Source organism: Bacteroides neonati (genome assembly GCF_000499785.1).
Classification (GTDB): domain Bacteria; phylum Bacteroidota; class Bacteroidia; order Bacteroidales; family Bacteroidaceae; genus Bacteroides; species Bacteroides neonati.
This window is the reverse complement of the sequence record NZ_HG726025.1, coordinates 23,764-43,661: the sequence shown is the minus strand read 5'-3', so window position 1 is coordinate 43,661 and position 19,898 is coordinate 23,764. Positions and strand designations below refer to the sequence as shown.

Sequence of the window (19,898 nt, the reverse complement as noted above, 5' to 3'; positions counted from 1 at the left end):
TTCAAAATTTTAAATTGATAATAATGTGATTATGTCAATAAATCCTTCTTATTCAGTATTCTTGTTGCATTAAAAATGGCAACTAAAGCGACTCCCACATCTGCAAAAACGGCTTCCCATAGGGTCGCAATACCTCCAGCACCTAATATTAACACTATTAATTTCACTCCAAAAGCTAAACTTATGTTTTGTATAACAATACGACGCGTAAATTGTCCGATTTTAATAGCTGTGGCAATACGGCTTGGTTGATCAGTTTGCAATATTACATCGGCTGTTTCAATAGCAACATCACTGCCCAATCCTCCCATTGCTATACCTACATCACTCATTGCCAATACAGGTGCATCATTAATACCATCACCAACAAAGGCTATATTATTGGTTGGATCGATTTTGAGCTTTTCGACATGTTCTACTTTCCCTTCAGGTAGTAAGTCGCCGAAAGCCTGTGTAATGTTAAGCTCCGAAGCCAATTTCGATACGATTGCCTGCTTGTCACCAGACAACATGACAATGTTTTTTACGCCTAACTCTTTGAGTGAATCCACAGCTTTTTTCGCATCTTCTTTTGGGGCATCTGCAACAAGGATGTATCCTGCATAAGCACCATTAACGGCACAAACAACTATCGTTTCGGGAATTGATGCGATTTCTGCCGGAAACTCGATTTGATTTTTAGTTAGGAGTTTTGTATTTCCTACTAATACTTTCTTTGAAGCAACAGTAGCTTCCAAACCGTGACCTGCAATCTCTATTACATTCTTAGTTTTATCAAGATTTACTTTTTGCTGATTTGCATATTCTACAACAGCCTTTGCAATAGGATGTGTACTTTGGGTTTCAACTGATGCCACAATTTTCAGTAGTTCATTTTCTGTAATATCACCGATAGTAGAAATCTTTTGAACATTGAAAATTCCTTGTGTCAATGTTCCCGTTTTATCCATAACAACTGTATTTACTTTCGTTATGGCTTCCAAGTAGTTACTTCCTTTAAATAAAATCCCGTGTCGTGAAGCGGCTCCTATACCTCCGAAGTATCCGAGAGGAATACTTATTACCAATGCACAAGGACACGATATAACCAAGAATACTAAAGCACGATATACCCAATCGTTAAATGTAAATACAAATTCAGGAGAAATAAATGAATAGAGCCACGGTAGGAGGATGATTAATGCAGCCAATCCTACTACTATCGGCGTGTAAACGCGAGCAAATTTCCGGATAAACTGTTCGGCAGGAGCTTTTTTCTCTGTAGCATTTTGCACAAGGTCAAGAATACGAGCTAAAGCACTTTGTCCAAAAGGTTTGGTGACAACAATTCTTGAAACGTTGTCGGTAGCAATCATTCCAGCTAGAACTTCTTCACCTTTGCGAATTGTTCGGGGCACACTCTCTCCTGTGAGTGCAGCGGTATTGAAGGAGGCTAATTCGTTTTGTAAAACACCGTCAAGTGGAACTCTGCCGCCGACTTTTACTTCCACAACATCGTCAATGTTTACATCTTCGGGGGAAACTGTTTCTAGTAAATCACCTTTTACTACTGTTGCCGTTTCGGGGCGGACATCAAGTAATGCGCTGATATTTCTTTTGGCACGATTTACGGCGCTGTCTTGAAAAAGCTCACCGACCGCATAGAATAACATTACGGCAACTCCTTCAGGGTATTCACCAATAACGAATGCTCCGACAGTTGCAATGCTCATTAGAGTATATTCACTAAATACATCCTTTTTGAGCATACTCTTCCATGCTTCTAATATAACAGGAATGCCGACAGGAATGTAAGCTAAAAGATACCATGCAAGTCGCACCCATTGATTTTCAAAGAAGATTATATCGAACATGGAAAAAGCAATACCCGACATCAGTAAGGTAAAGGATATTCCCGCACGAAAATATGATTTCTTCGTTGAGTTTTCTTTGTTTTTATTTGTGATACTTGTGCCACAGCTACAATTATTACAATTACTCATAACTAATTATTTATTAAACTATATATTACTATTGATATGCTCTTTTATTTTCTTTTGCCCAAATCGAATCTGTAACTGACAGATAAAGCAGGATAACGAGTTTCTATCAATAAGGCAGAAAGAGTCAAATTGTCTGTTGTTATCCATGAGAATCCTTCATGAAAATTCTTTCCATCATAAGAACCAAAGACTGTGAACTTTTCAAATAGAATGGCTGATGCTCCGGATAGGAAAAAAGGCTTATTGAAATCTTTAAATATGGAGGCTGCCCCCACATAACCTTGCAATGCAAATTTTTCGCTAATTTCAAAGGTCTTGGTTGCCATTGCGTAAACGGATTGGTCAGTCCCTCCCGTACGCACACTCCCTGTTCCTACGATTATACCCGGATGCCATTTGCCCGCTTTCTCAGCTAAAGGCTGAACACGTAAACTCCATATCGGTTTTTTTGCTTTGAAACCGTAACCAACACCTGCATCCAACCATTTAAAAATACCATATCGAACATTAACAACAGCATACTCATCATCAGAAGTTGGCATTCCTAATGCTGAAATTACCAAATTATTCTGTGAGATAAGACTACCACTCGCTCCACCAGAACATGCTGGACAATTCGGACCACATTCTTGTGCAAAACTTTTATTTGAGATGAATAGCATAACAACTACCGTACTCAATTTCACTAAGGACACACCTTTTCTCATGATTCAATATTTAGATATTAATTATTTTGAGCAAAGGTATGACATATTCATTGCAACTTGTTTGCAAAGTTAGAGCACCCAGGACATTGACCTTTAATTACATAGTTTATACTGTCTGTGACATATTCCGCAGGTAAATCAACAGAAGGTATAGGAATATCTCTCAAACAATAAGCCCGTTTACATTTAGTACAATAAAAATGCACATGCAGCCATTCACGAGTACAATCACACTCTTCATCACAAACTGAGTATTTTAGAGAACCTGAACCATCATCAATACTATGAACTACTTTGTTCTGTTGAAATAACACCAAGGTTCTAAATAATGTGGATTTATCAATAGTCTCCAATTCAGCTTCCAAATCCAATAGGCTGAAAATTTCCTTTTTACCAGATATTGATTTGAGTACCAATATTCTTATGGCTGTTGGATTGATGCCATGTTTTTCTAATCGCTCAGAATATCTATTTGTTTCCATTTTATTGGTCTTAGTTTTACTTTAAATCCGTAACTGTTTTTTTTATTTAATCCAAACACTTGAGGATGAATAACATCCTCAAGATTTGGCTATATCACAAGATCCACTTATATTAGTGCTGCCCAACAATCAATAAAGGTTCTTGTGCATATGTCGACAAAAATCGAACATCGTATCAGAGGTTGGGCTTTCATCATATTTACACCTGCTGCAACGTCTGGAATAAGGCAATCTTCCTGTGCAATAATGGGGATTGCCGCATTTCTTGCATAAGTAAAGTATCATCCTCCCATTTTATGGAAGACGGGTACTGATAACATACTTCATCTGAAATGAAGCTATTGTAAAACTTGATAGAATTCACACCAAAATCTATTTCAAGGAGAGTACACATACCGCTGCATTTTGACTAACGATTGGGAAAGGACTGAAGAAGAAATCATCAAGTTCTATAATGACATAGGCGCTGAAACTCAAAATGTTGGCTTACTTGAGTTAATAGGGGTACATCCAATTGAACACCCTAGTTCCAAAGAGGGTTGCTATCATTAATAGTCTTGCATCTCTTACGCTTAAAATCGGTAGTTGACCCCGTGCTTTAATTTTCATTCTCAGCATATATAAGCTTGCCATCATCACTAGTGTCATATGGCGTTGCCAAGTCAGCCAGCCTGTGACTTGATACCCTGACATACCCAGTTCGTTTTTGCAATCATCAAAACATCTCTCCACCCAATATCTGCTACATTGAAAGTATGCCCACTCCTTATTGGAGTAAGTCTCTCTTGTCTCGTTGCTGAAAGAGAATTTTAGCTTCTCCCCCCGAGTTGTTATCAAGGTTCTTTTCTGCGCTTTTTCTTCTTTCCCATCCCAGTGCCAAATTGTTACGGTATGCACTTGCATCTGTTTCCACTCTTCGGCTATTTTAAGAACCTTCTCTACGGTGAAATTGTTGTCGGATAAGCTACTAACATACTCTTGAAGCAGAATGGGAGTGATATTTGGCTGCCTTACCATAGGGGTTCTTCCTTTAGAACCTTTTTCAGGTGGGATACTAAAGCTCGGTTCCTCTAAGAAAACAAGCTCATCCTTATGTGCGTCAAGCACGTACAATATACCCGGAAGTTGATCAAGTGCTCTGGCTAATTCTGCATTGTGACCGTACAAGCCGCCGCCTACAAAACCAAAATCGACACCCTGAGCGATTGCGTTTTTAACAAGTGCTAAAGCTAATTCGGGTTTTGTTTGATATTTCTGATTCGTAGTGGGAATACCCGCTGCTTTGCAGCGTTGCGAATTCTGCGCCCATTCTTGAGGCAAAAAAAGAGAGGTGTCAACCAATGCGCAAAAACTATCATTGCTCAAAGAAGTATGAACGGAAACTTGATAATTATCAACCTTACCACTCACACCAGCATACTGTTGTTTAACTCCTACTGACTTATTATCTTTCTTCAAATGAGAAGTTTCATCAAGAATTAAACCGGTCGGTTTACCGCTAATCTTTTTTTGAGTGCGTAAAGACTGATCAGCATCCTTGAGAGTTGCGTTGTTAACATTGCTATAACTCCAAGAGCCAACAGATAAGAAGTGAATATAACGTTCGTAATCTGAATTGTGTATATTTTTAATCATTTATTCCATGTTTTTATGTCCTTTTTCACACTTGATAAGCCCGGAAAGATACTCAATGGCAACCTGTGTACAGCTTTTCTGCATACGTGAAATAGATTGAAATGCACGCTATGTATCAGCGTGTTGAGCTCTTCAATGATGGATAGTGGACTAATTGATAAAGAAGAAATATATTTTTTCTTGTTCGTTTCTGCATCATTGTAAATATGAACAAAACTCTGATTAGTAATATTTAAAGATACTAATAAACAATAAGAACAAGCTCTTTTTATTATGGTAAAGTAGAATTAGATTCAAATTTTAAGCTCATCTTTTTTTGTTTAAATTATTGTATATGGGAAGGAGATAATACCCCTTCCCATATATTTTATCTGAAAATAATTATTTATGGTGACTGTTATTTTGATTATCACCTGTGCAACCCTCATTACTGTGAGATCCATGCGTATGCCCTGAACCATCATGTTTGCCATGATTTGTTCCATTATGATGAGCTCCATCATGCTTAGTTCCTGAATGTTCCGCATAGGCACAAGGTTGGTGTGTGTCATCATTCAAAATATCACAATTTGAGTGATCTCCGGCTACACACAACTCCGACACTTTCGTTTGATACACCAGAACATTTTCAAAACCAAGCTGTTGAGCTCTTAATTCCACATCGGATTTAGCCTTTTCCAATGAAGTCACATCGTTTTTATTACAGGAAACAGCAAATAATGCTATTGCAACGACGAATAAAACATTTACTATAATTTTCATTTTTCTATTTTTATTTGTTTATTGTATGTAAGTCAAGTTTTCTGTATAAAACATCAATTCTACTCATTATCAGCATACATTATATATGGAAGAGCTAAAAAAAAGGCGGTAGAACAAACCATTTCTATAAAAAGAATGTAATATGAAAGAGTGCATCCTGACTCTCCACACCTTGATAAAAAATACCAAAAGACAAAACCTGCAATCAATCCAATTGTAATACTTATTATTACAATAAAGCGAGGCGGCTTTTTTGTCATTTTTAAGATGTCATTTTTTTTCTTACTCAAGACTCTTCTATCTCTACGTTTCATTATAACTCTACTGCTGATAATTCTGCAAATGCCTTTTGGTAATCTCGTTCTGCCTCTAAAGTTTGATTAATGGTATTGTAATACAATCCCATCTCAATAATGTAGTCCAAAATAGAGATTTGTCCTGCATCAAGAGCCTTCTGGAGCAGTTGGCTGTTATTAGCATTTGACAAAGAAACACGATAGGTTGTTGCCGTTTCTTGCAGTCCCAACGTTCGTTGATATAAAATTTCAAGCTGACTGTAGAATTGCTGTTTTGTATCTACTTGTCGTGACTCTGCAGCTCTAACTGTGGCTTTAGACTGTTTAATTCGATTCTTGTTTTCCCACAATGGAATAGAGATACCAACGGAAACACCCTGATAGCGTTGCCCTACTACATTTTCGCTCATATATCCAGCTGAGAATGTAGGAAGTCCCATTGACTTACTCAACGAAACCTGTTTCTTGCTTAATTCAATTTCTTGCTTTACATAAGATAACACAGGGTTTTTTTCTTCAGCAACAGCAAACCAATCATTGAAGTTGATAGGCAGTTTTATTTGCTCATATCCAGAATCACCTAATGCCAATTCTACACCCCCATTGAGTCTGCTCAACTGAGCAACAATCGCATTACGTTCGGTTCTAACACGTGAAACTTCTCCTTTGATGGACGATAAATTTAATTGGACATTGTTATATTCCAAGACATTGCCCTCGCCTCTATCTAATCGTTCTTTTTGTCCTGCTGCAATTGTTTCTGCATAATTTAAGCGTACTGCAAGTTCTTTAAGTAACGCATTGTAGTAAATTAGATCCAGACAGTACAATTTGGCTTCCAGTAAAACATTCATCCTGTCAGCTTTGTATTGCCACTCCACTAACTCATTTTTTTGATTTGCAACTTTGCTTTTTAATCCTGATATGGTTGGAATGTCAAAGTTCTGTTTGATACTTATATCTTGACGATTACCGACGGAAGATGGGTTACCCCAGAGATAGTTAAAACCTATCTCTGGATTAGACAAAAATATACCTGTTCGATTCTCTAGCTTCTTCGCATCAGACGTTTCACGTAGTGCCTTGAGCGTTGTATTGTTCTGCTCAATGGCATTCAATACATCATTTATATTGTTTTGAGCAAAAAGTGAACTTGTTGCTACAATTACCATTATACTTACTATTAACTTTTTCATGATTGTAATTCTTTTATTTCGTCATCATTAATAACCTCTTCGACAATCCGTTTACTTGTCATAAGATACATAATCGGAATGATAAATCCGTTAAGTAGTGTCGAAGTGAAAAGCCCGCCTAATATGACCATAGCCATAGGGCTTTGGATTTCGTTACCGGGCAAATCTCCGCCTATTGCCAGCGGAATAAGTGCTAATCCAGAAGTTAGTGCTGTCATAAGAATAGGATTCAGACGGTCTGTTGAACCGTATATTACACTTTCAAAAGCGGACAATCCTTCACTTTGTAGGTCATTGTAACGAGAGATAAGCAACATTCCATTACGTGTGGCAATACCAAAAAGTGAGATAAACCCAATGATGACAGGTATACTGATTACGCCTCCCGTAAACCATATAACAAATACGCCTCCAATAAGCGCCAATGGGAGATTAAGCAAAATAACAATCGACTGGGTTACGCTACGGAACTGATTGAACAATAATAAAAAGATAACAAGAATCGAGAATATTGACGTTATAAGCAGCGTGCGTGACGCAGCCTGTTCACTCTCAAATTGTCCACCATACTCGATATGATACCCTTCCGGCAGTTCAATCTTTTCATCGACAATCCTTTGGATATCATTCACTACACCCAAAAGGTCACGACCAGCGACATTGGCTGAAATCACAATCTTACGTGCTACGTTCTCTCGATTTATTGTATTCGGTCCAACTGATGAGGTAATTTCAGCGATATTGCTTAGAGGCACTTTGCGTCCCTTTGCATCAACAATCAGATTTTTAATTCTTTCTGTTGTCTCACGACTCTCATTGTTCACCTTTAAAGTTAGGTCAAAAGATTTATTTCCTTCATATACTTGTGACACAACTTCCCCCGCAAGCATGACCTTAACAATTTCAGCAAATTCCGGTAATGAAATACCATATTTAGCCAACACTTCACGTTTGGGCTCTATTTTCAATTGAGGACGTTCTACTTGTTGTTCTACATTTAAGTCGGCAATACCTTCAATACCTTGTATTTCACCTTTAATCTGGTTGCCAATAGAGAACATCTTGTTAAGATCTGTTCCAAATAATTTTATGGCAATATTTGCTCTTGTCCCCGACAGCATTGCATCAATACGATGAGTGATGGGCGCACCAACCTCCACACTTATACCTGGAATAGCTTTCATTTTCTCACGCACCTCCATCAGAACCTCATCTTTCGAGCGTTCTCCAAGAGTGAAAGGAGCCTCTATCTCCGACACATTCACACCCAATGCGTGCTCATCTAATTCAGCACGTCCAGTCTTTCGACCTACGGTCTGAATCTCAGGGATTGTAAGTAAAGCCTTTTCAACCATACCACCCATCTTATCAGATTCTTCAAGCGAAATTCCAGGTAATGTATTGACACTTACTGTAAACGATCCTTCATTGAACGGAGGTAAAAAGCTACGTCCTAAACTAAAGAATATTACAATTGAACCTATTAGCATTGCTCCTGTAACTGACAATACCACTGTTTTGTGGTGTAGCGTCCAAGATAAAGCCTTTGAATAAACCTCTTTCAGTTTTCGAGCAACAAACGGTTCCTTTTCCAACTTGTTTTCATTCTTACGATTACCCAACAGATAGCTGCACAAGACAGGAGTAAGAGTTAGAGCTACAACAGTAGAAGCACACAAAGCAACAATAAAAGCAATTCCAAGCGGTGCAAGCATACGTCCTTCCATACCTGAAAGGAAGAAGAGGGGCACAAAGCTGGCAATAATAATCAGAGTTGAGTTCAAAATAGGCATACGAACTTCTTTCGAAGCCTCAAAAACAACAGTCATTACCGTTTTTCGTTCACTTTCAGGCTTATTCCTATTCTCTCGCAGTCGTTTAAAGACATTTTCTACATCCACAATCGCATCATCCACAAGAGAGCCAATAGCAATAGCCATACCCCCTAAGCTCATCGTATTAATAGTCAGCCCCATAAATTCCAGAGCAAGGATTGAAGTCACCAAAGCCAGAGGGATAGTCACTAGTGATATAACTGTAGTACGAACATTCATTAGGAAGATAAACAGAACAATTACAACAAATATACCACCTTCATAGAGCGATTTTTGTACATTGTCGATAGAACTTTCAATAAATCTTGCCTGTCTATAAATATCAGTTGACATCTTTACATCGGCAGGAAGAGTTTTCTGTAGTTCGGCAAGGGTCTGATCCATTTTTTCGGTAAGTTCCAATGTACTTGTGTTCGGCTGTTTAGTGATAGTTATCAAAACAGCAGGTTCAGTACGATAAGAAGCTAAGCCCATTTTAGGAGTACGGTTGCCAATCTTCACGTCTGCAATATTTTCGAGTAAAACAGGAACATCATCAACCGTTTTTATCGCAGCTTTAGCAAGTGCTTCTACTTTATTTGTCGAAAGAACACCTCTTATGATAAATTCATTACCAAATTCATATAATATACCACCAGCTACATTCTGATTCATATTTTGCACTACACTATAGACTTCATTTAGTCCAATGCCATAGTGCTTCATCTTCTCAGGATTCAGAAGTATTTGGTATTCTTTAATTTCTCCACCAATAACTGTGACCTGAGCCACACCTCCAGTAGCCAAAACACGAGGACGAATAGTCCAATCTGCAATTGTTCGGAGTTCTTGCAACGAAGTCGAGTCAGCTGTAAGAGAGACAAACATTAGCTCCCCAAGAATTGACGATTGTGGTCCTAATGTTGGATTTCCAACATTGGATGGCAAAGCATCCTTTACTACGGCTAACTTTTCAGATACAATCTGTCGAGCACGATAAATATCTGTTCCCCAATTAAATTCTACCCACACAATAGAAAATCCGGTAGTAGAAGAGGAACGGACTCTACGAACATCCGTTGCACCGTTAACTGCTGTCTCCACAGGAAACGAAACAAGGCGTTCAACCTCTTCGGGAGCCATGCCCTTAGCTTCGGTCATTATCACGACCGTCGGAGCATTCAAGTCGGGAAAAACATCGACTTCCATATTTGTAGCGGTATAAACACCCGCCATCATCAATAACACCGCTGACACAAGGACAACAAGACGATTATTGAGAGAAAATTTTATTATTTTATTTAACATGATTCAAGTAGCTTTAATGGATTATTAATGATTATGACCGTCAGGAATAGCAGACGAAGATGCCGCCAGTCTCACTTGATAAACGCCATTGGTAACTACTTTGTCTCCACTCTTGAGACCTTTCATTATTTCTACTCGTTCCCCATTATCCTGTCCAACAGTTACTTCTTGCTTTTTAAATGCGTCATCTTCAATTTGTAGGTAAACAAAATTAAGACCTTGCTCTTCTGTTAATGCTGAAACTGGAATTGAAATCACATTATCTTTGGGCTGAGTGAGCAAATAAACTTCTGTGAATGATCCGGGGATAATATCGCCAATATTGTCAAACTCGAAAGTTACAGGAATATAGAATGAATTACTATTAGAGGCTTTGCCATAAGACAGCAATGTTCCGTTAAGATCGGACAATTTATATATTGCATTGTCATAAGTGGTTTTGAAATTCGCACTATTCACACTTCTTAGAAACTTGAAGTAGTTTTCAGATACTTCTGCTCGTAGTTGCAAGCGTCGGTTCTGCGCTACTGTTGCTATCGGTTGACCTACGGTTACATATTCTCCTTGATTAACCAGTCTGTTTTTAATATAACCACTTATAGGAGAAGTAACACGAATACCAGTCGCTGTCACATTAGATGCTTGGGCTTCATAAGTATTTCTTGCTGTTTCATAACGCAAGCGAGTTTGCTCAAATTCTTTAGCTGAAATAATTTTATCGGCAACCAGTCCTTCTGCTCTTTTGTACTCTTTTTGGGCAGTTTCAAAAGAGATTTTTGCTTTTAAAGCAGGATCGCCTTCTTGTAAGTTTTTAGCCGAAACAGTAACTATTGATTCACCAGCTCTTACAGGAGTACCATCCACGATTGATTTATTGGAGAACGAGACCACACCGTTTGAAGTTGCAACAACAGTCTGCTCATCACCTTGTGGTGCTTGTATCTGCCCACTCGTCTTAATCACACTTCGGAAAGGTGCAAATGTTATGACTTCAGTCTTGAGACCAATTGCTTCAGCCTGCTTTTGAGTGAAGACTATTTCGTCGGCGTGTCCGCCTGATACGTCTTCACTGCCTTTATTTTGTTCGTCATTTTGCAGAGATACAGCATTCTCTGCACTATGATCGTGACCGTCACCCTCTGTGTGCTGCTTATCAGAGGATACCTTCTGTTCGCTATTTTGAGAAGAATTACAGCTCATTGTAAAAAGCGCTGTAATAATTAAGATACCTACTATTTTCGTTTTCATTTTTTAATCAGTTTAAAATTGTTTTGATATTGATATTCCACCTTGTTGTCCATTATAATAAGGATAAAAGACAAGATTGTTCCCGTTACTATTTAACCATTTGCTTTGTATAGCTGAATGCAATAAATATGCAAGTTTCGTACTCAAAATTCCGAGACCTGCTCCAAATGCAACATCTCCTATCCAATGCTTATTGTTATACATCCGAAAAGCTCCAGTTAATGTTGCTACCGTATACCCACCTATGCCATACCAAATTGAAACATCTTTATATTCTTGCCACAAGAATTCTGCCCCCATAAAGGCAACAGCGGTGTGTCCGGAAGGGAAAGAGTTCATTGCAGACTTATCAGGTCTTTCTACCTTTGCCGTATATTTTATCGCATTAACCGAAGCTGCTGTAAAAAGACTTGCTATACCTAACCCGTTGGCGGAATTAAATTAGTGCATATTTAATTTGTCCAATGGGTTTGTTATTAATCTTGTTTATATATTGAAGGATTGTAAGTGCACTAATTTTCCCCGTAATTCTGGTAAACAATCCTTCTGTTTGTTTTGCGTAATTTCTGATTATCATAAATTGATCGCATAATTGTGCAAAAAGCGTTTCAACCCTTTTCCTTGCTTTAGCAAATGGACTAAATACAGGTTTCCAATCTTTTTGATTCGACCGATATGGAACTTCCAACTTGATATTAGCTTTTTCAAATAAATCAAGTTGTATGGCTGCTCCAATATATCCACGATCACCGATGATGGTGCAATTCTGAAAGTTACACTTTACGTCTTTCAAATAATGAATGTCGTGAACACTCGCCTTTGTCAGGTCAAAAGAGTGTATGACACCGCTCAACCCACAGAGAGAATGTAATTTATATCCGTAATAATGTTTACCCTGTGAAGCACAATAGCCATAATTGGGAGCTTTATCATAATTATTCTTTCCCATTTTACAACGTTTTGACCTTATGGGACGACAGACTTCAATTGGCATAGAATCAATACAGAAAATAGCTTCTCCACCATCAACTTTTGATGCAATTCTTTCACGCACCTGATTACATAAGCCGATAGTGAGCTTCCTGCGATCATTATATTGACGACGGGATATGAGAGAAGAAAAATCATCTTTGTATTCATTTAATTTAGAAAACAAAAAGCTTTCACTATCTATGCCTATTGATTCGGCAGCAAGGCTTAAACTGATCACTTCTAAGTCAGAGAACTTCGGGACGACTCCTCTGCGAGGTATATTCCCTTTTTCGTTTACTAAATCAGCAGAAAACATCTTGCATATATCAAGAAATTTAGCGAATATTGCATATAAGTTGTGCATAATTGAGCTGTATATTAATAGTTTGATCACCATTAAAATACTAATAATCAATGATATGCACAACTTATTTCCTGACATTTTTTAGTGAATTAATTCCGCCAACGGGTTATACCTAATATTATTGTTCTGTCTTTGAAGTTATGTCTTCCTTTCATTCCGCCCAAATTTAAAACATACACACTAGCTGCTGGAACATACTGAGTAATGTCATCAATTGTGAATTGCGAAGGTTTGTGAGTAATCACTTCGTGACCTATGGCATAGTTTAGTCCCCTGTATTTAGGTGCAAGCAGCGTTTCTATTGCTCCGTATATCATTAGTGAAGCCGGAATAATAAGAGGTTTTGCTGTAAATTTGGGGTAAGATAGTTGTAAGCTATCACTATCGGGATTATCCTTATTTCTACCATTATTGGCATATGACAACAAAGGAAAGTATAGTGCAAACAGCACTAATGCTTTTCTCGTAAAAGTCATTTAGCAATCATTTAGTTGCATTTCATGTTGTAAAATGCAATTTGTGGAAATATAAGAATTGATTACGTGCAAAGAAGAATGCACGTAAAATACCTATTGAGTTAGGTATTAAGAAAAATACGGGGAGGTGCTCGCAGACCGTTAGATCCGCTTATCTCAAGAGACTTGTAGAAAATGAGAAACTCACCATAAGGGAGTCTAATTTCAACATCGTCATTACCACTAAGAAATATATTTAGCGTGGAGATAAGTATTGGGAAAAGGTGAGTATTATTAAAATCACCAAAAGAATTTGATTGAGAAGCCAAATAGGTTGCATCTTCAATGCATGATACTTTTTCTACATCACCAGCATGATCAGTATGCTCATCATTGTATGTATCATCCAGTTCGCAACGCTCTATAACAGCACACGCCACTCCACTATGATGGTGATGTGGTATAAATGGAGCTACCAGTAATACAAATACTGATAATACCATAATTGCTATGTGCCTGTTTCTACTCACGGTTTTATTTATTTTCTGCAAAGATACAACTTTATTTCTGCAACTGAGTTGCAAAATGAATATATATATATATTAAAATCGCAATTAGTTGCACAAGCACTATTTGCTTGTGCAAATTCAATAGTTATATGGATGATATTCATCGGCAATGGCTAAAGTTTGCTTTTAAATATCTAAACTCTCTCTTCCCGATGTAACAACATGAAGAGTCATAACATGAGATTCCCCGTCCAAACTCCATATATGCAAATCGTGTGTGGATATCACGTCTTGAATATCTTTTATCTTTTGCTTTAATTATGCTCTGGCTATTTGGCACTTTTTGGTAAGTAAATGCTTGAAAGTCTTTTGTTTATCGTTATTTCATAAACTTTTAATAAATTCATTTTGAGTTCTCCCAAAAATGCTGTAAGCATTGAATTTATCAGTATTTGAAGAGAATAAGTTATCTCAAAGAGATAGAAAAATCTATGTTTTATTAATTTATACCTAATAGGCGTAAGGGTTATTGGGTTATTCCTTGAAGTCAAGATATTAAGCACACTCTCTTTTCTGCCATTTGGATAATGAAACATTTCTAAATAGTTGATATTTAAATGGTTTTGTATTTCCATTGCGGATTTAAGATTATAATAAAATATTGAATAAATATCCTCCGGCTACTGCCGTAAGAAAGATAGTTACCACAATCATAGCTACCAACTTTTTTTTGAAGATACTGGCAAGCATACTCATTTCGGGAATCGCCATACCTGCACCTCCAATGATAAGTGCGATAACAGCACCGATACTCATACCTTTACCCATCAATGCAATACCGATAGGAATAGCTGTTTCCGCTCTGATATAAAGAGGTACACCCAAGATTGCTGCAACAGGTACGGCAAAAGGATTGTCGGCTCCGGCAATTTTCAAAACAAAATCCTCCGGCATATATCCATAGATGGCAGCACCCAGTGCAACACCAATAAGCAAATATCCCATAATCGGACGAAGGCTTCCCCATGCAGCAGTAAATGCAAGTTTCAATTTACCTTTGAATGGCAAGGCTCGCTTATCAACAACTACCGCAGCCCCCCCCCACAGCAGCTTGGCTTCACACGTACATTTTTAATATACTTAGCTCCACCTATCTTTTGTAGAATAGCTCCAAAAGCAACCGAACAGATAAAAGCTATGACAAAGTAGATTACAGCGGCTTTAATTCCGACCAATGCTCCCAACATTCCGATAATAATAGGATTGAGCAGTGGCGAAGAAATCAGAAACGACATTACCGAGCCGAACGGTACACCTGCATTGAGAAAACCAACGGTCATCGGAATAGTGGAACAGGCACAAAACGGAGTCAATGCCCCAAATCCAGCACCAAGTATATTACCCATAATCCCCTTACCGGAAAGACTTTTCTGAATCTTCTCGGCAGGAATATACATTAAGATAATTTCGACCAAAGCACTGATTGCCATAAAAAGGACTATCAGTTCAATGGTAATAAAGGCAAAATATTGAAGTGTATCTAAAAGCGTATTCATTTTCTATTAATTTTGAGGGCAGCAGCCCGATGATTGATTCTCTTTTTCTTGTACTGACTCTTTTGTTGGTTCGGCAGGGCAACAACCAGATGGTTGGTCTTGTAGCTGAATTTGTGGAGCAAGTGAGCCGTTTGTTTGCTCGGCTGGTGCGTTCTGTTCTCCTAAAATCAACATAAGTGCGATTACAATTGCCCCAATCCAGAGAAATATCTTTTGAAACAGGTTTGACTTTGGCTTCGGATTTTCCTCTTTGGTGTCAGAAGTTCCGCAGCAAGAGGTTGTTGTACAACAGGATGTTTTCTTCTTTAAATAGACCTGCCAAAAGCCAAATAGAAGTGCTACTATGGCGACTCCGATAAAAAAACGGTCTGTACTCTGCAAAGAAACTAAGTTGAGATGCTCCTATTCCGAGCCAAGCAAGTATGCCTGCTAATATGGGTAGTCCGCAACACGATACTACACCTAAAAATGCCACGTAGAGAAGATAGTATTCCTACTGATGTTGTTCCTATAACTGATTTTTTACTCATAACTTTAATATTCAGTTCGTGCTTATACGAACATTGATTTCAAATTAATAGCCATATATTCCAATGGCTACCTTTTATTACTTACAAGTCGGAGTACAACCTCCGGGAGCACAGCCACTCTGCACCACTTTGGTTGCTGCTGCGACCAATTCGGTTTGGGCTGGGATTACATCGAAACGTCCCGACATAATACCTTGACCGTTGATAGCGATAATGAAGGTATCTTCCAACTTGTTTTTAATGTTCAACATGCTTATCAGCTTACTTTCTTTAGCATCCTCAGCATCAATTACAATTATTTCGGCTTTGCCTGTCATCTCTTTTTTTGCAGATTCGCAGAGTTCACGAGCTGATTTATCACTCTTGAATTTATTATTAGACACCACTGCGAAGACTGGCTTACCTTGACTAAGTGCAAAAGTTATATCGCTGTACTTTGGGGTAGGAATAGCGTCTACAATAGCTTCTTTTGTTACTTGTGCTTCTACCATACCGCCCAACATCAGTCCTTTGTTTGAGAACAGAAGTAACACTGGCATTGGTGCACCACTTAGTTTATATTCCTTTACCAAATCAGCATTCTTTTCATCGTCCATACTCATTTGCACAATAGTAATATTTTGCAAATCCTTAATGGATTCTTTTACCAAACCGTTCATCTTCTCGGCAGAGTTGTTTTTGTCGGTTACGACCATCAATACCATATTGTTGTTGTCTTTAGCTTTTGCCAACTGATCTTTAACCGTTGTGTTTTTTTCTGCGGAACAACTGCTTGTTGCAAATATAGTCACAGCAAGTAGTAAGAATGTTTTTAATGATTTCATTTTAATTGTTTTATGTATTAAACTTATTTTGTAGGAAACCACCCACGAGTATTGTTTGCAATTTTAACGAGCATAAGCATTACAGGTACTTCCACCAATACGCCCACAACTGTTGCCAGTGCAGCACCCGATTGAAGTCCAAATAAAGAGATAGCTACTGCTACTGATAACTCAAAAAAGTTACTTGCTCCAATCATTCCGGCAGGAGCCGCCACGTTGTGCGGAAGTTTCCACGCTTTCGACCAACCATAGGCTACAAAGAATATCAATACCGTTTGAATAATCAATGGGATGGCAATAAGTAGGATATGCAGCGGATTGTTCAAAATTGTTTCTCCTTGAAAAGAAAATAAGATAATGAGCGTCAAAAGCAAACCGCCAATGGTGAAATTATCGAATTTCTTAACGAATACGTTATTGAAATACTCTATTCCTTTGCGTTTTACAACCCCTATACGTGTCAAAACACCTGCCACAAGAGGTATAACCACAAACAACACCACCGATAGTAACAGCGTATCCCAAGGAATTTCAACACCACCAACGCCGAGCAGGAATGCTACAATCGGAGCGAATGCCACAAGAATTATCAGGTCATTCACCGCCACTTGTACCAATGTATAAGCAGCATCACCTTTGGTCAGATAACTCCAAACAAATACCATTGCCGTACAGGGTGCAGCACCCAGCAATACAGCTCCAGCAAGATATTCGTGTGCCAACTCCGCAGGAATCAAAGCCTTGAAAATCACGTAGAAGAAGAGCCATGCAATGCCGAACATCGTGAACGGCTTTATTAGCCAGTTGGTAACACAAGTTACTATAATGCCTCTGGGTCTTTTTCCTACGTTCTTCACGCTTTGGAAATCCACTTTGAGCATCATCGGATAAATCATCAACCAAATGAGTATTGCAACAGGTATAGATACCTTAGCGTACTCAAATTTGCTCAATGTATCTGGAATGATGGGCAAATATTGACCTATACCAATTCCCACAACGATACATAGTGCTACCCAGATAGTCAGGTATCGTTCAAAAAAGCCTATGCCTTGTTTCTTTTCCATTTCTGTAAATAGTTAGCAGTTGCCACCACAAGAACATTTTGGCAACTCTTGTTTCTTAATCTCTTTAATGTAAAATTCGTAGAAACGACTCTTTATTTCGTCCCTTACACGGCGAAACTCGCTTTCGATAAATTCGGGAGTCCCTTCGGCGTGCGATGGGTCGTCAAAACCAATATGAAGGCGGTGTTTTACTTTTCCGGTAAACATTGGGCAAGCCTCGTTTGCTCCACCGCAGACGGTTATCACATAGTCCCACTCATCGTCAAGATACATTCCAACAGGGTCAGAGGTGTGGTGGGAGATATCCACTCCCACCTCTGCCATTGCCTTAACTGCTCCTGCATTCAATTTACCTGCCGCCTGTGTACCAGCCGAACGAACAATCAGATCCTTATCAAACAACTGCAAAAAGCCATGTGCCATCTGAGAGCGGCAACTATTGCCAGTGCAAAGAATCAGTACTTTCATATTACTTTTATATATTTTTCCACTCAACGAGTGCTGTGTTATTATTTGATAATTGTTTCACTTTCTCTATCCAAACTCGTTCGCCGTGAGCTTTCGCTTTCAGGAACGGGTTTTCGGTTTCGACCAGTGAAAGGCATGAGTTCACAATCCACCATTTATTGTGAATACCAGCTCGCTGCAAATCTTTTTGCAAACGCTCTGCCTCAAACACTGGGGTCGTTTCGGGTAGTGTGACAATAACAACCTCTGTTTCCTTCTCGTTTCGCAAACGAGGCAACAGATTACTCACAGCGTCGGGGATTCCGCCTTGTGTTCGCTCAACCTCTTTATGATAGCTTTGCGTAGCATCAAGCAGCAACAGTGTGTGCCCCGTGGGAGCAGTGTCTATAACCACTACTTCATTGTCCGCCTTGTCCACAATCTGTGCAAATGCTTTGAATACAGCAATCTCTTGTGTGCAGGGAGAGCGTAAATCCTCTTCGATGTATTCCATATCGGCTTCCGACATATTGTTAGCTTTCGCCTTGGCACGGACTTCGTTCTTGTACTCTTCCAGCACCACAGTTTCGTCAATACGGCTCACGGTGATACCTTTTGAGGTCACTAAATCGTAGTTCAGGTGATTAGCAGGATCAGTAGTTGTCAGATGTACTTTTGCTCCACGTTCTGCCAATCCCAATGCAATATTGGTCGCCATTGTCGTTTTGCCTACACCGCCCTTACCCATTGTAAAGACAACACGCTTGTTGGTTTTATGAAGATCGTCCAACAAATCATTCAATGTATGGACACCTGTAAGAGGTTCTCTCGTTTCGTGCTGCAAAAGAGTGTCGTCATGCAACATTCTTCGGATATTGGCAACATTTGAAAGGTTATACGAACGAAGCGGAACACTATATGTTGGATACTCCTTTAATGTATCGGGCATCTCTCGGAGTGCATTTTGTTGCCTTTGATGCAGTTGATTAGAAATTTTGTCCGCATCATCTATCTGACCTAAAACACCGTTGACAATCAACACCTGATTTTTGATTCCTAACAATTGTAATTCGTGCGATGAGCGAGCAGCCTCTTTCAACGGAGCTGTTTCGGGTCTGCTAACAAGCACTAAGTTTGTCAGCTTACCATCCGAAAGCGTATCAACTGCCTGCTTGTAAATCTCTTTGCGTGCTTCAAGTCCCGATAGTTGCCCAAGGCAAGATGCCCCATGCGTATTTTCGCTGATAAACGTACTCCAAGCAGATGGTAGTTGTAGCATTCTGAGCGTGTGCCCCGTGGGAGCAGTGTCGAAAATGATGTGGTCATACTCTTTTTGCTTATTCGGGTCGGTAATGAAATCCGAAAACTCGTTAAAAGCGGCAATCTCCACCGTACAAGAACCTGATAACTGTTCTTCCATCTGACTGATTACGCTATCAGGCAATTTACCCCTGAAAGGAGCGATAACACTCTCACGATACTCAGCAGCAGCCTCTTCTGGGTCGAGGTTGACAACTGTCAATCCCGGAACTTCGGCGATAGCTGTTCCGTGTCCGTTCAATTCTTGCCCGAATACATCTTGTAGGTTGGAAGCTGGGTCGGTGCTAATAAGTAAGATGTTTTTGTCTTGATTAGCCAAGCCTACGGCTGTGGCACAAGCCAGCGAAGTTTTACCCACGCCACCTTTACCTGTAAAAAACAGATATTTAGTAAGGGCTATTTTTGATAAATCGAATGTTTCCAT

General features: G+C 39.0%; 20 protein-coding genes and 1 pseudogene. All 21 read right to left on the bottom strand.

The genetic code is table 11. The features are described 5' to 3' along the window. Nucleotides 1-29: 29 nt before the first annotated feature. The 21 genes and pseudogenes from TY03_RS16405 to arsA all read right to left on the bottom strand — a co-directional run bounded on the left by TY03_RS16405 (nucleotide 30) and on the right by arsA (nucleotide 19,898). Nucleotides 30-1,982 carry a heavy metal translocating P-type ATPase gene (locus tag TY03_RS16405; RefSeq protein ID WP_042371946.1) on the bottom strand — a complete coding sequence of 651 codons (1,953 nt, stop codon included), beginning with the start codon at nucleotides 1,980-1,982 and terminating at the stop codon, nucleotides 30-32. 44 nt (nucleotides 1,983-2,026) lie between these two features. Next, complete coding sequence (locus tag TY03_RS16400; protein WP_042371944.1) at nucleotides 2,027-2,689, bottom strand: hypothetical protein; 663 nt, start codon at nucleotides 2,687-2,689, stop codon at nucleotides 2,027-2,029. Nucleotides 2,690-2,736: 47 nt separating this feature from the next. After that, nucleotides 2,737-3,171, bottom strand: a complete 435-nt coding sequence (locus tag TY03_RS16395; protein WP_042371943.1) for a Fur family transcriptional regulator — start codon at nucleotides 3,169-3,171, stop codon at nucleotides 2,737-2,739. Nucleotides 3,172-3,333: 162 nt separating this feature from the next. Continuing rightward, nucleotides 3,334-3,565: pseudogene (locus TY03_RS22940) on the bottom strand (hypothetical protein); the annotation flags it as partial. A gap of 101 nt (nucleotides 3,566-3,666) precedes the next feature. Continuing rightward, on the bottom strand, nucleotides 3,667-4,806 hold the full coding sequence (locus TY03_RS16390) for an IS701 family transposase (protein ID WP_042371942.1): 1,140 nt from the start codon (nucleotides 4,804-4,806) through the stop codon (nucleotides 3,667-3,669). A gap of 381 nt (nucleotides 4,807-5,187) precedes the next feature. Then, complete coding sequence (locus TY03_RS22555) at nucleotides 5,188-5,568, bottom strand: hypothetical protein (RefSeq protein ID WP_148335692.1); 381 nt, start codon at nucleotides 5,566-5,568, stop codon at nucleotides 5,188-5,190. Nucleotides 5,569-5,881: 313 nt separating this feature from the next. Then, nucleotides 5,882-7,060 (bottom strand): TolC family protein, encoded by a 1,179-nt coding sequence (locus TY03_RS16375; protein WP_042371939.1) that lies wholly within the window; start codon nucleotides 7,058-7,060, stop codon nucleotides 5,882-5,884. After that, on the bottom strand, nucleotides 7,057-10,182 hold the full coding sequence (locus TY03_RS16370) for an efflux RND transporter permease subunit (protein ID WP_042371935.1): 3,126 nt from the start codon (nucleotides 10,180-10,182) through the stop codon (nucleotides 7,057-7,059). Before TY03_RS16370 ends, TY03_RS16375 begins: the two co-directional genes overlap by 4 nt. A 24-nt stretch (nucleotides 10,183-10,206) precedes the next feature. Further along, entirely contained in the window at nucleotides 10,207-11,430 is a 1,224-nt protein-coding gene (locus TY03_RS16365; protein ID WP_042371933.1) for an efflux RND transporter periplasmic adaptor subunit, read from the bottom strand. A gap of 12 nt (nucleotides 11,431-11,442) precedes the next feature. Beyond that, nucleotides 11,443-11,769 carry a phosphatase PAP2 family protein gene (locus tag TY03_RS16360; protein ID WP_081713122.1) on the bottom strand — a complete coding sequence of 109 codons (327 nt, stop codon included), beginning with the start codon at nucleotides 11,767-11,769 and terminating at the stop codon, nucleotides 11,443-11,445. 97 nt (nucleotides 11,770-11,866) lie between these two features. Next, the gene (locus TY03_RS16355; protein ID WP_034753041.1) at nucleotides 11,867-12,844 is read right to left on the bottom strand and encodes an IS982 family transposase; all 978 of its coding nucleotides are present in this window, start codon (nucleotides 12,842-12,844) and stop codon (nucleotides 11,867-11,869) included. A gap of 11 nt (nucleotides 12,845-12,855) precedes the next feature. After that, nucleotides 12,856-13,242 carry a hypothetical protein gene (locus tag TY03_RS22705; RefSeq protein WP_052332525.1) on the bottom strand — a complete coding sequence of 129 codons (387 nt, stop codon included), beginning with the start codon at nucleotides 13,240-13,242 and terminating at the stop codon, nucleotides 12,856-12,858. Between the two features lie 101 nt (nucleotides 13,243-13,343). Then, the gene (locus TY03_RS16345; protein WP_316929671.1) at nucleotides 13,344-13,751 is read right to left on the bottom strand and encodes a DUF6769 family protein; all 408 of its coding nucleotides are present in this window, start codon (nucleotides 13,749-13,751) and stop codon (nucleotides 13,344-13,346) included. A gap of 165 nt (nucleotides 13,752-13,916) precedes the next feature. Beyond that, on the bottom strand, nucleotides 13,917-14,036 hold the full coding sequence (locus tag TY03_RS23255) for a hypothetical protein (RefSeq protein ID WP_449374813.1): 120 nt from the start codon (nucleotides 14,034-14,036) through the stop codon (nucleotides 13,917-13,919). 342 nt (nucleotides 14,037-14,378) lie between these two features. Next, nucleotides 14,379-14,780, bottom strand: a complete 402-nt coding sequence (locus TY03_RS23050; protein WP_262482527.1) for a permease — start codon at nucleotides 14,778-14,780, stop codon at nucleotides 14,379-14,381. A 35-nt stretch (nucleotides 14,781-14,815) separates the two neighbouring features. Further along, nucleotides 14,816-15,286, bottom strand: coding sequence for a permease (locus tag TY03_RS23045; RefSeq protein ID WP_262482526.1), 471 nt, complete (start codon nucleotides 15,284-15,286; stop codon nucleotides 14,816-14,818). Nucleotides 15,287-15,292: 6 nt separating this feature from the next. After that, a complete protein-coding gene (locus tag TY03_RS22545) occupies nucleotides 15,293-15,460 on the bottom strand; it encodes a hypothetical protein (RefSeq protein WP_154663605.1) in 168 nt (55 codons plus the stop codon). A 433-nt stretch (nucleotides 15,461-15,893) separates the two neighbouring features. Further along, a complete protein-coding gene (locus TY03_RS16325; RefSeq protein ID WP_042371926.1) occupies nucleotides 15,894-16,640 on the bottom strand; it encodes a hypothetical protein in 747 nt (248 codons plus the stop codon). A gap of 23 nt (nucleotides 16,641-16,663) precedes the next feature. Beyond that, nucleotides 16,664-17,707, bottom strand: a complete 1,044-nt coding sequence (gene arsB / locus TY03_RS16320) for an ACR3 family arsenite efflux transporter (RefSeq protein WP_042371924.1) — start codon at nucleotides 17,705-17,707, stop codon at nucleotides 16,664-16,666. A gap of 12 nt (nucleotides 17,708-17,719) precedes the next feature. Next, a complete protein-coding gene (locus TY03_RS16315) occupies nucleotides 17,720-18,175 on the bottom strand; it encodes an arsenate reductase ArsC (RefSeq protein WP_042371921.1) in 456 nt (151 codons plus the stop codon). A 7-nt stretch (nucleotides 18,176-18,182) separates the two neighbouring features. Beyond that, on the bottom strand, nucleotides 18,183-19,898 hold the full coding sequence (gene arsA, locus TY03_RS16310; RefSeq protein WP_042371919.1) for an arsenical pump-driving ATPase: 1,716 nt from the start codon (nucleotides 19,896-19,898) through the stop codon (nucleotides 18,183-18,185).

Coding starts and splice junctions, on each gene's coding strand:
- TY03_RS16375 (WP_042371939.1), bottom strand. CDS start 7,060: ATGAAAAAGTTAATAGTAAGTATAATGGTAATTGTAGCAACAAGTTCA.
- TY03_RS16405 (WP_042371946.1), bottom strand. CDS start 1,982: ATGAGTAATTGTAATAATTGTAGCTGTGGCACAAGTATCACAAATAAA.
- TY03_RS16355 (WP_034753041.1), bottom strand. CDS start 12,844: ATGTCAGGAAATAAGTTGTGCATATCATTGATTATTAGTATTTTAATG.
- arsA (WP_042371919.1), bottom strand. CDS start 19,898: ATGGAAACATTCGATTTATCAAAAATAGCCCTTACTAAATATCTGTTT.
- arsB (WP_042371924.1), bottom strand. CDS start 17,707: ATGGAAAAGAAACAAGGCATAGGCTTTTTTGAACGATACCTGACTATC.
- TY03_RS16390 (WP_042371942.1), bottom strand. CDS start 4,806: ATGATTAAAAATATACACAATTCAGATTACGAACGTTATATTCACTTC.
- TY03_RS16365 (WP_042371933.1), bottom strand. CDS start 11,430: ATGAAAACGAAAATAGTAGGTATCTTAATTATTACAGCGCTTTTTACA.
- TY03_RS22545 (WP_154663605.1), bottom strand. CDS start 15,460: ATGTTGATTTTAGGAGAACAGAACGCACCAGCCGAGCAAACAAACGGC.
- TY03_RS16400 (WP_042371944.1), bottom strand. CDS start 2,689: ATGAGAAAAGGTGTGTCCTTAGTGAAATTGAGTACGGTAGTTGTTATG.
- TY03_RS23045 (WP_262482526.1), bottom strand. CDS start 15,286: ATGAATACGCTTTTAGATACACTTCAATATTTTGCCTTTATTACCATT.
- TY03_RS16315 (WP_042371921.1), bottom strand. CDS start 18,175: ATGAAAGTACTGATTCTTTGCACTGGCAATAGTTGCCGCTCTCAGATG.
- TY03_RS16395 (WP_042371943.1), bottom strand. CDS start 3,171: ATGGAAACAAATAGATATTCTGAGCGATTAGAAAAACATGGCATCAAT.
- TY03_RS22705 (WP_052332525.1), bottom strand. CDS start 13,242: ATGACTTTTACGAGAAAAGCATTAGTGCTGTTTGCACTATACTTTCCT.
- TY03_RS16370 (WP_042371935.1), bottom strand. CDS start 10,182: ATGTTAAATAAAATAATAAAATTTTCTCTCAATAATCGTCTTGTTGTC.
- TY03_RS22555 (WP_148335692.1), bottom strand. CDS start 5,568: ATGAAAATTATAGTAAATGTTTTATTCGTCGTTGCAATAGCATTATTT.
- TY03_RS16325 (WP_042371926.1), bottom strand. CDS start 16,640: ATGAAATCATTAAAAACATTCTTACTACTTGCTGTGACTATATTTGCA.
- TY03_RS16360 (WP_081713122.1), bottom strand. CDS start 11,769: ATGAACTCTTTCCCTTCCGGACACACCGCTGTTGCCTTTATGGGGGCA.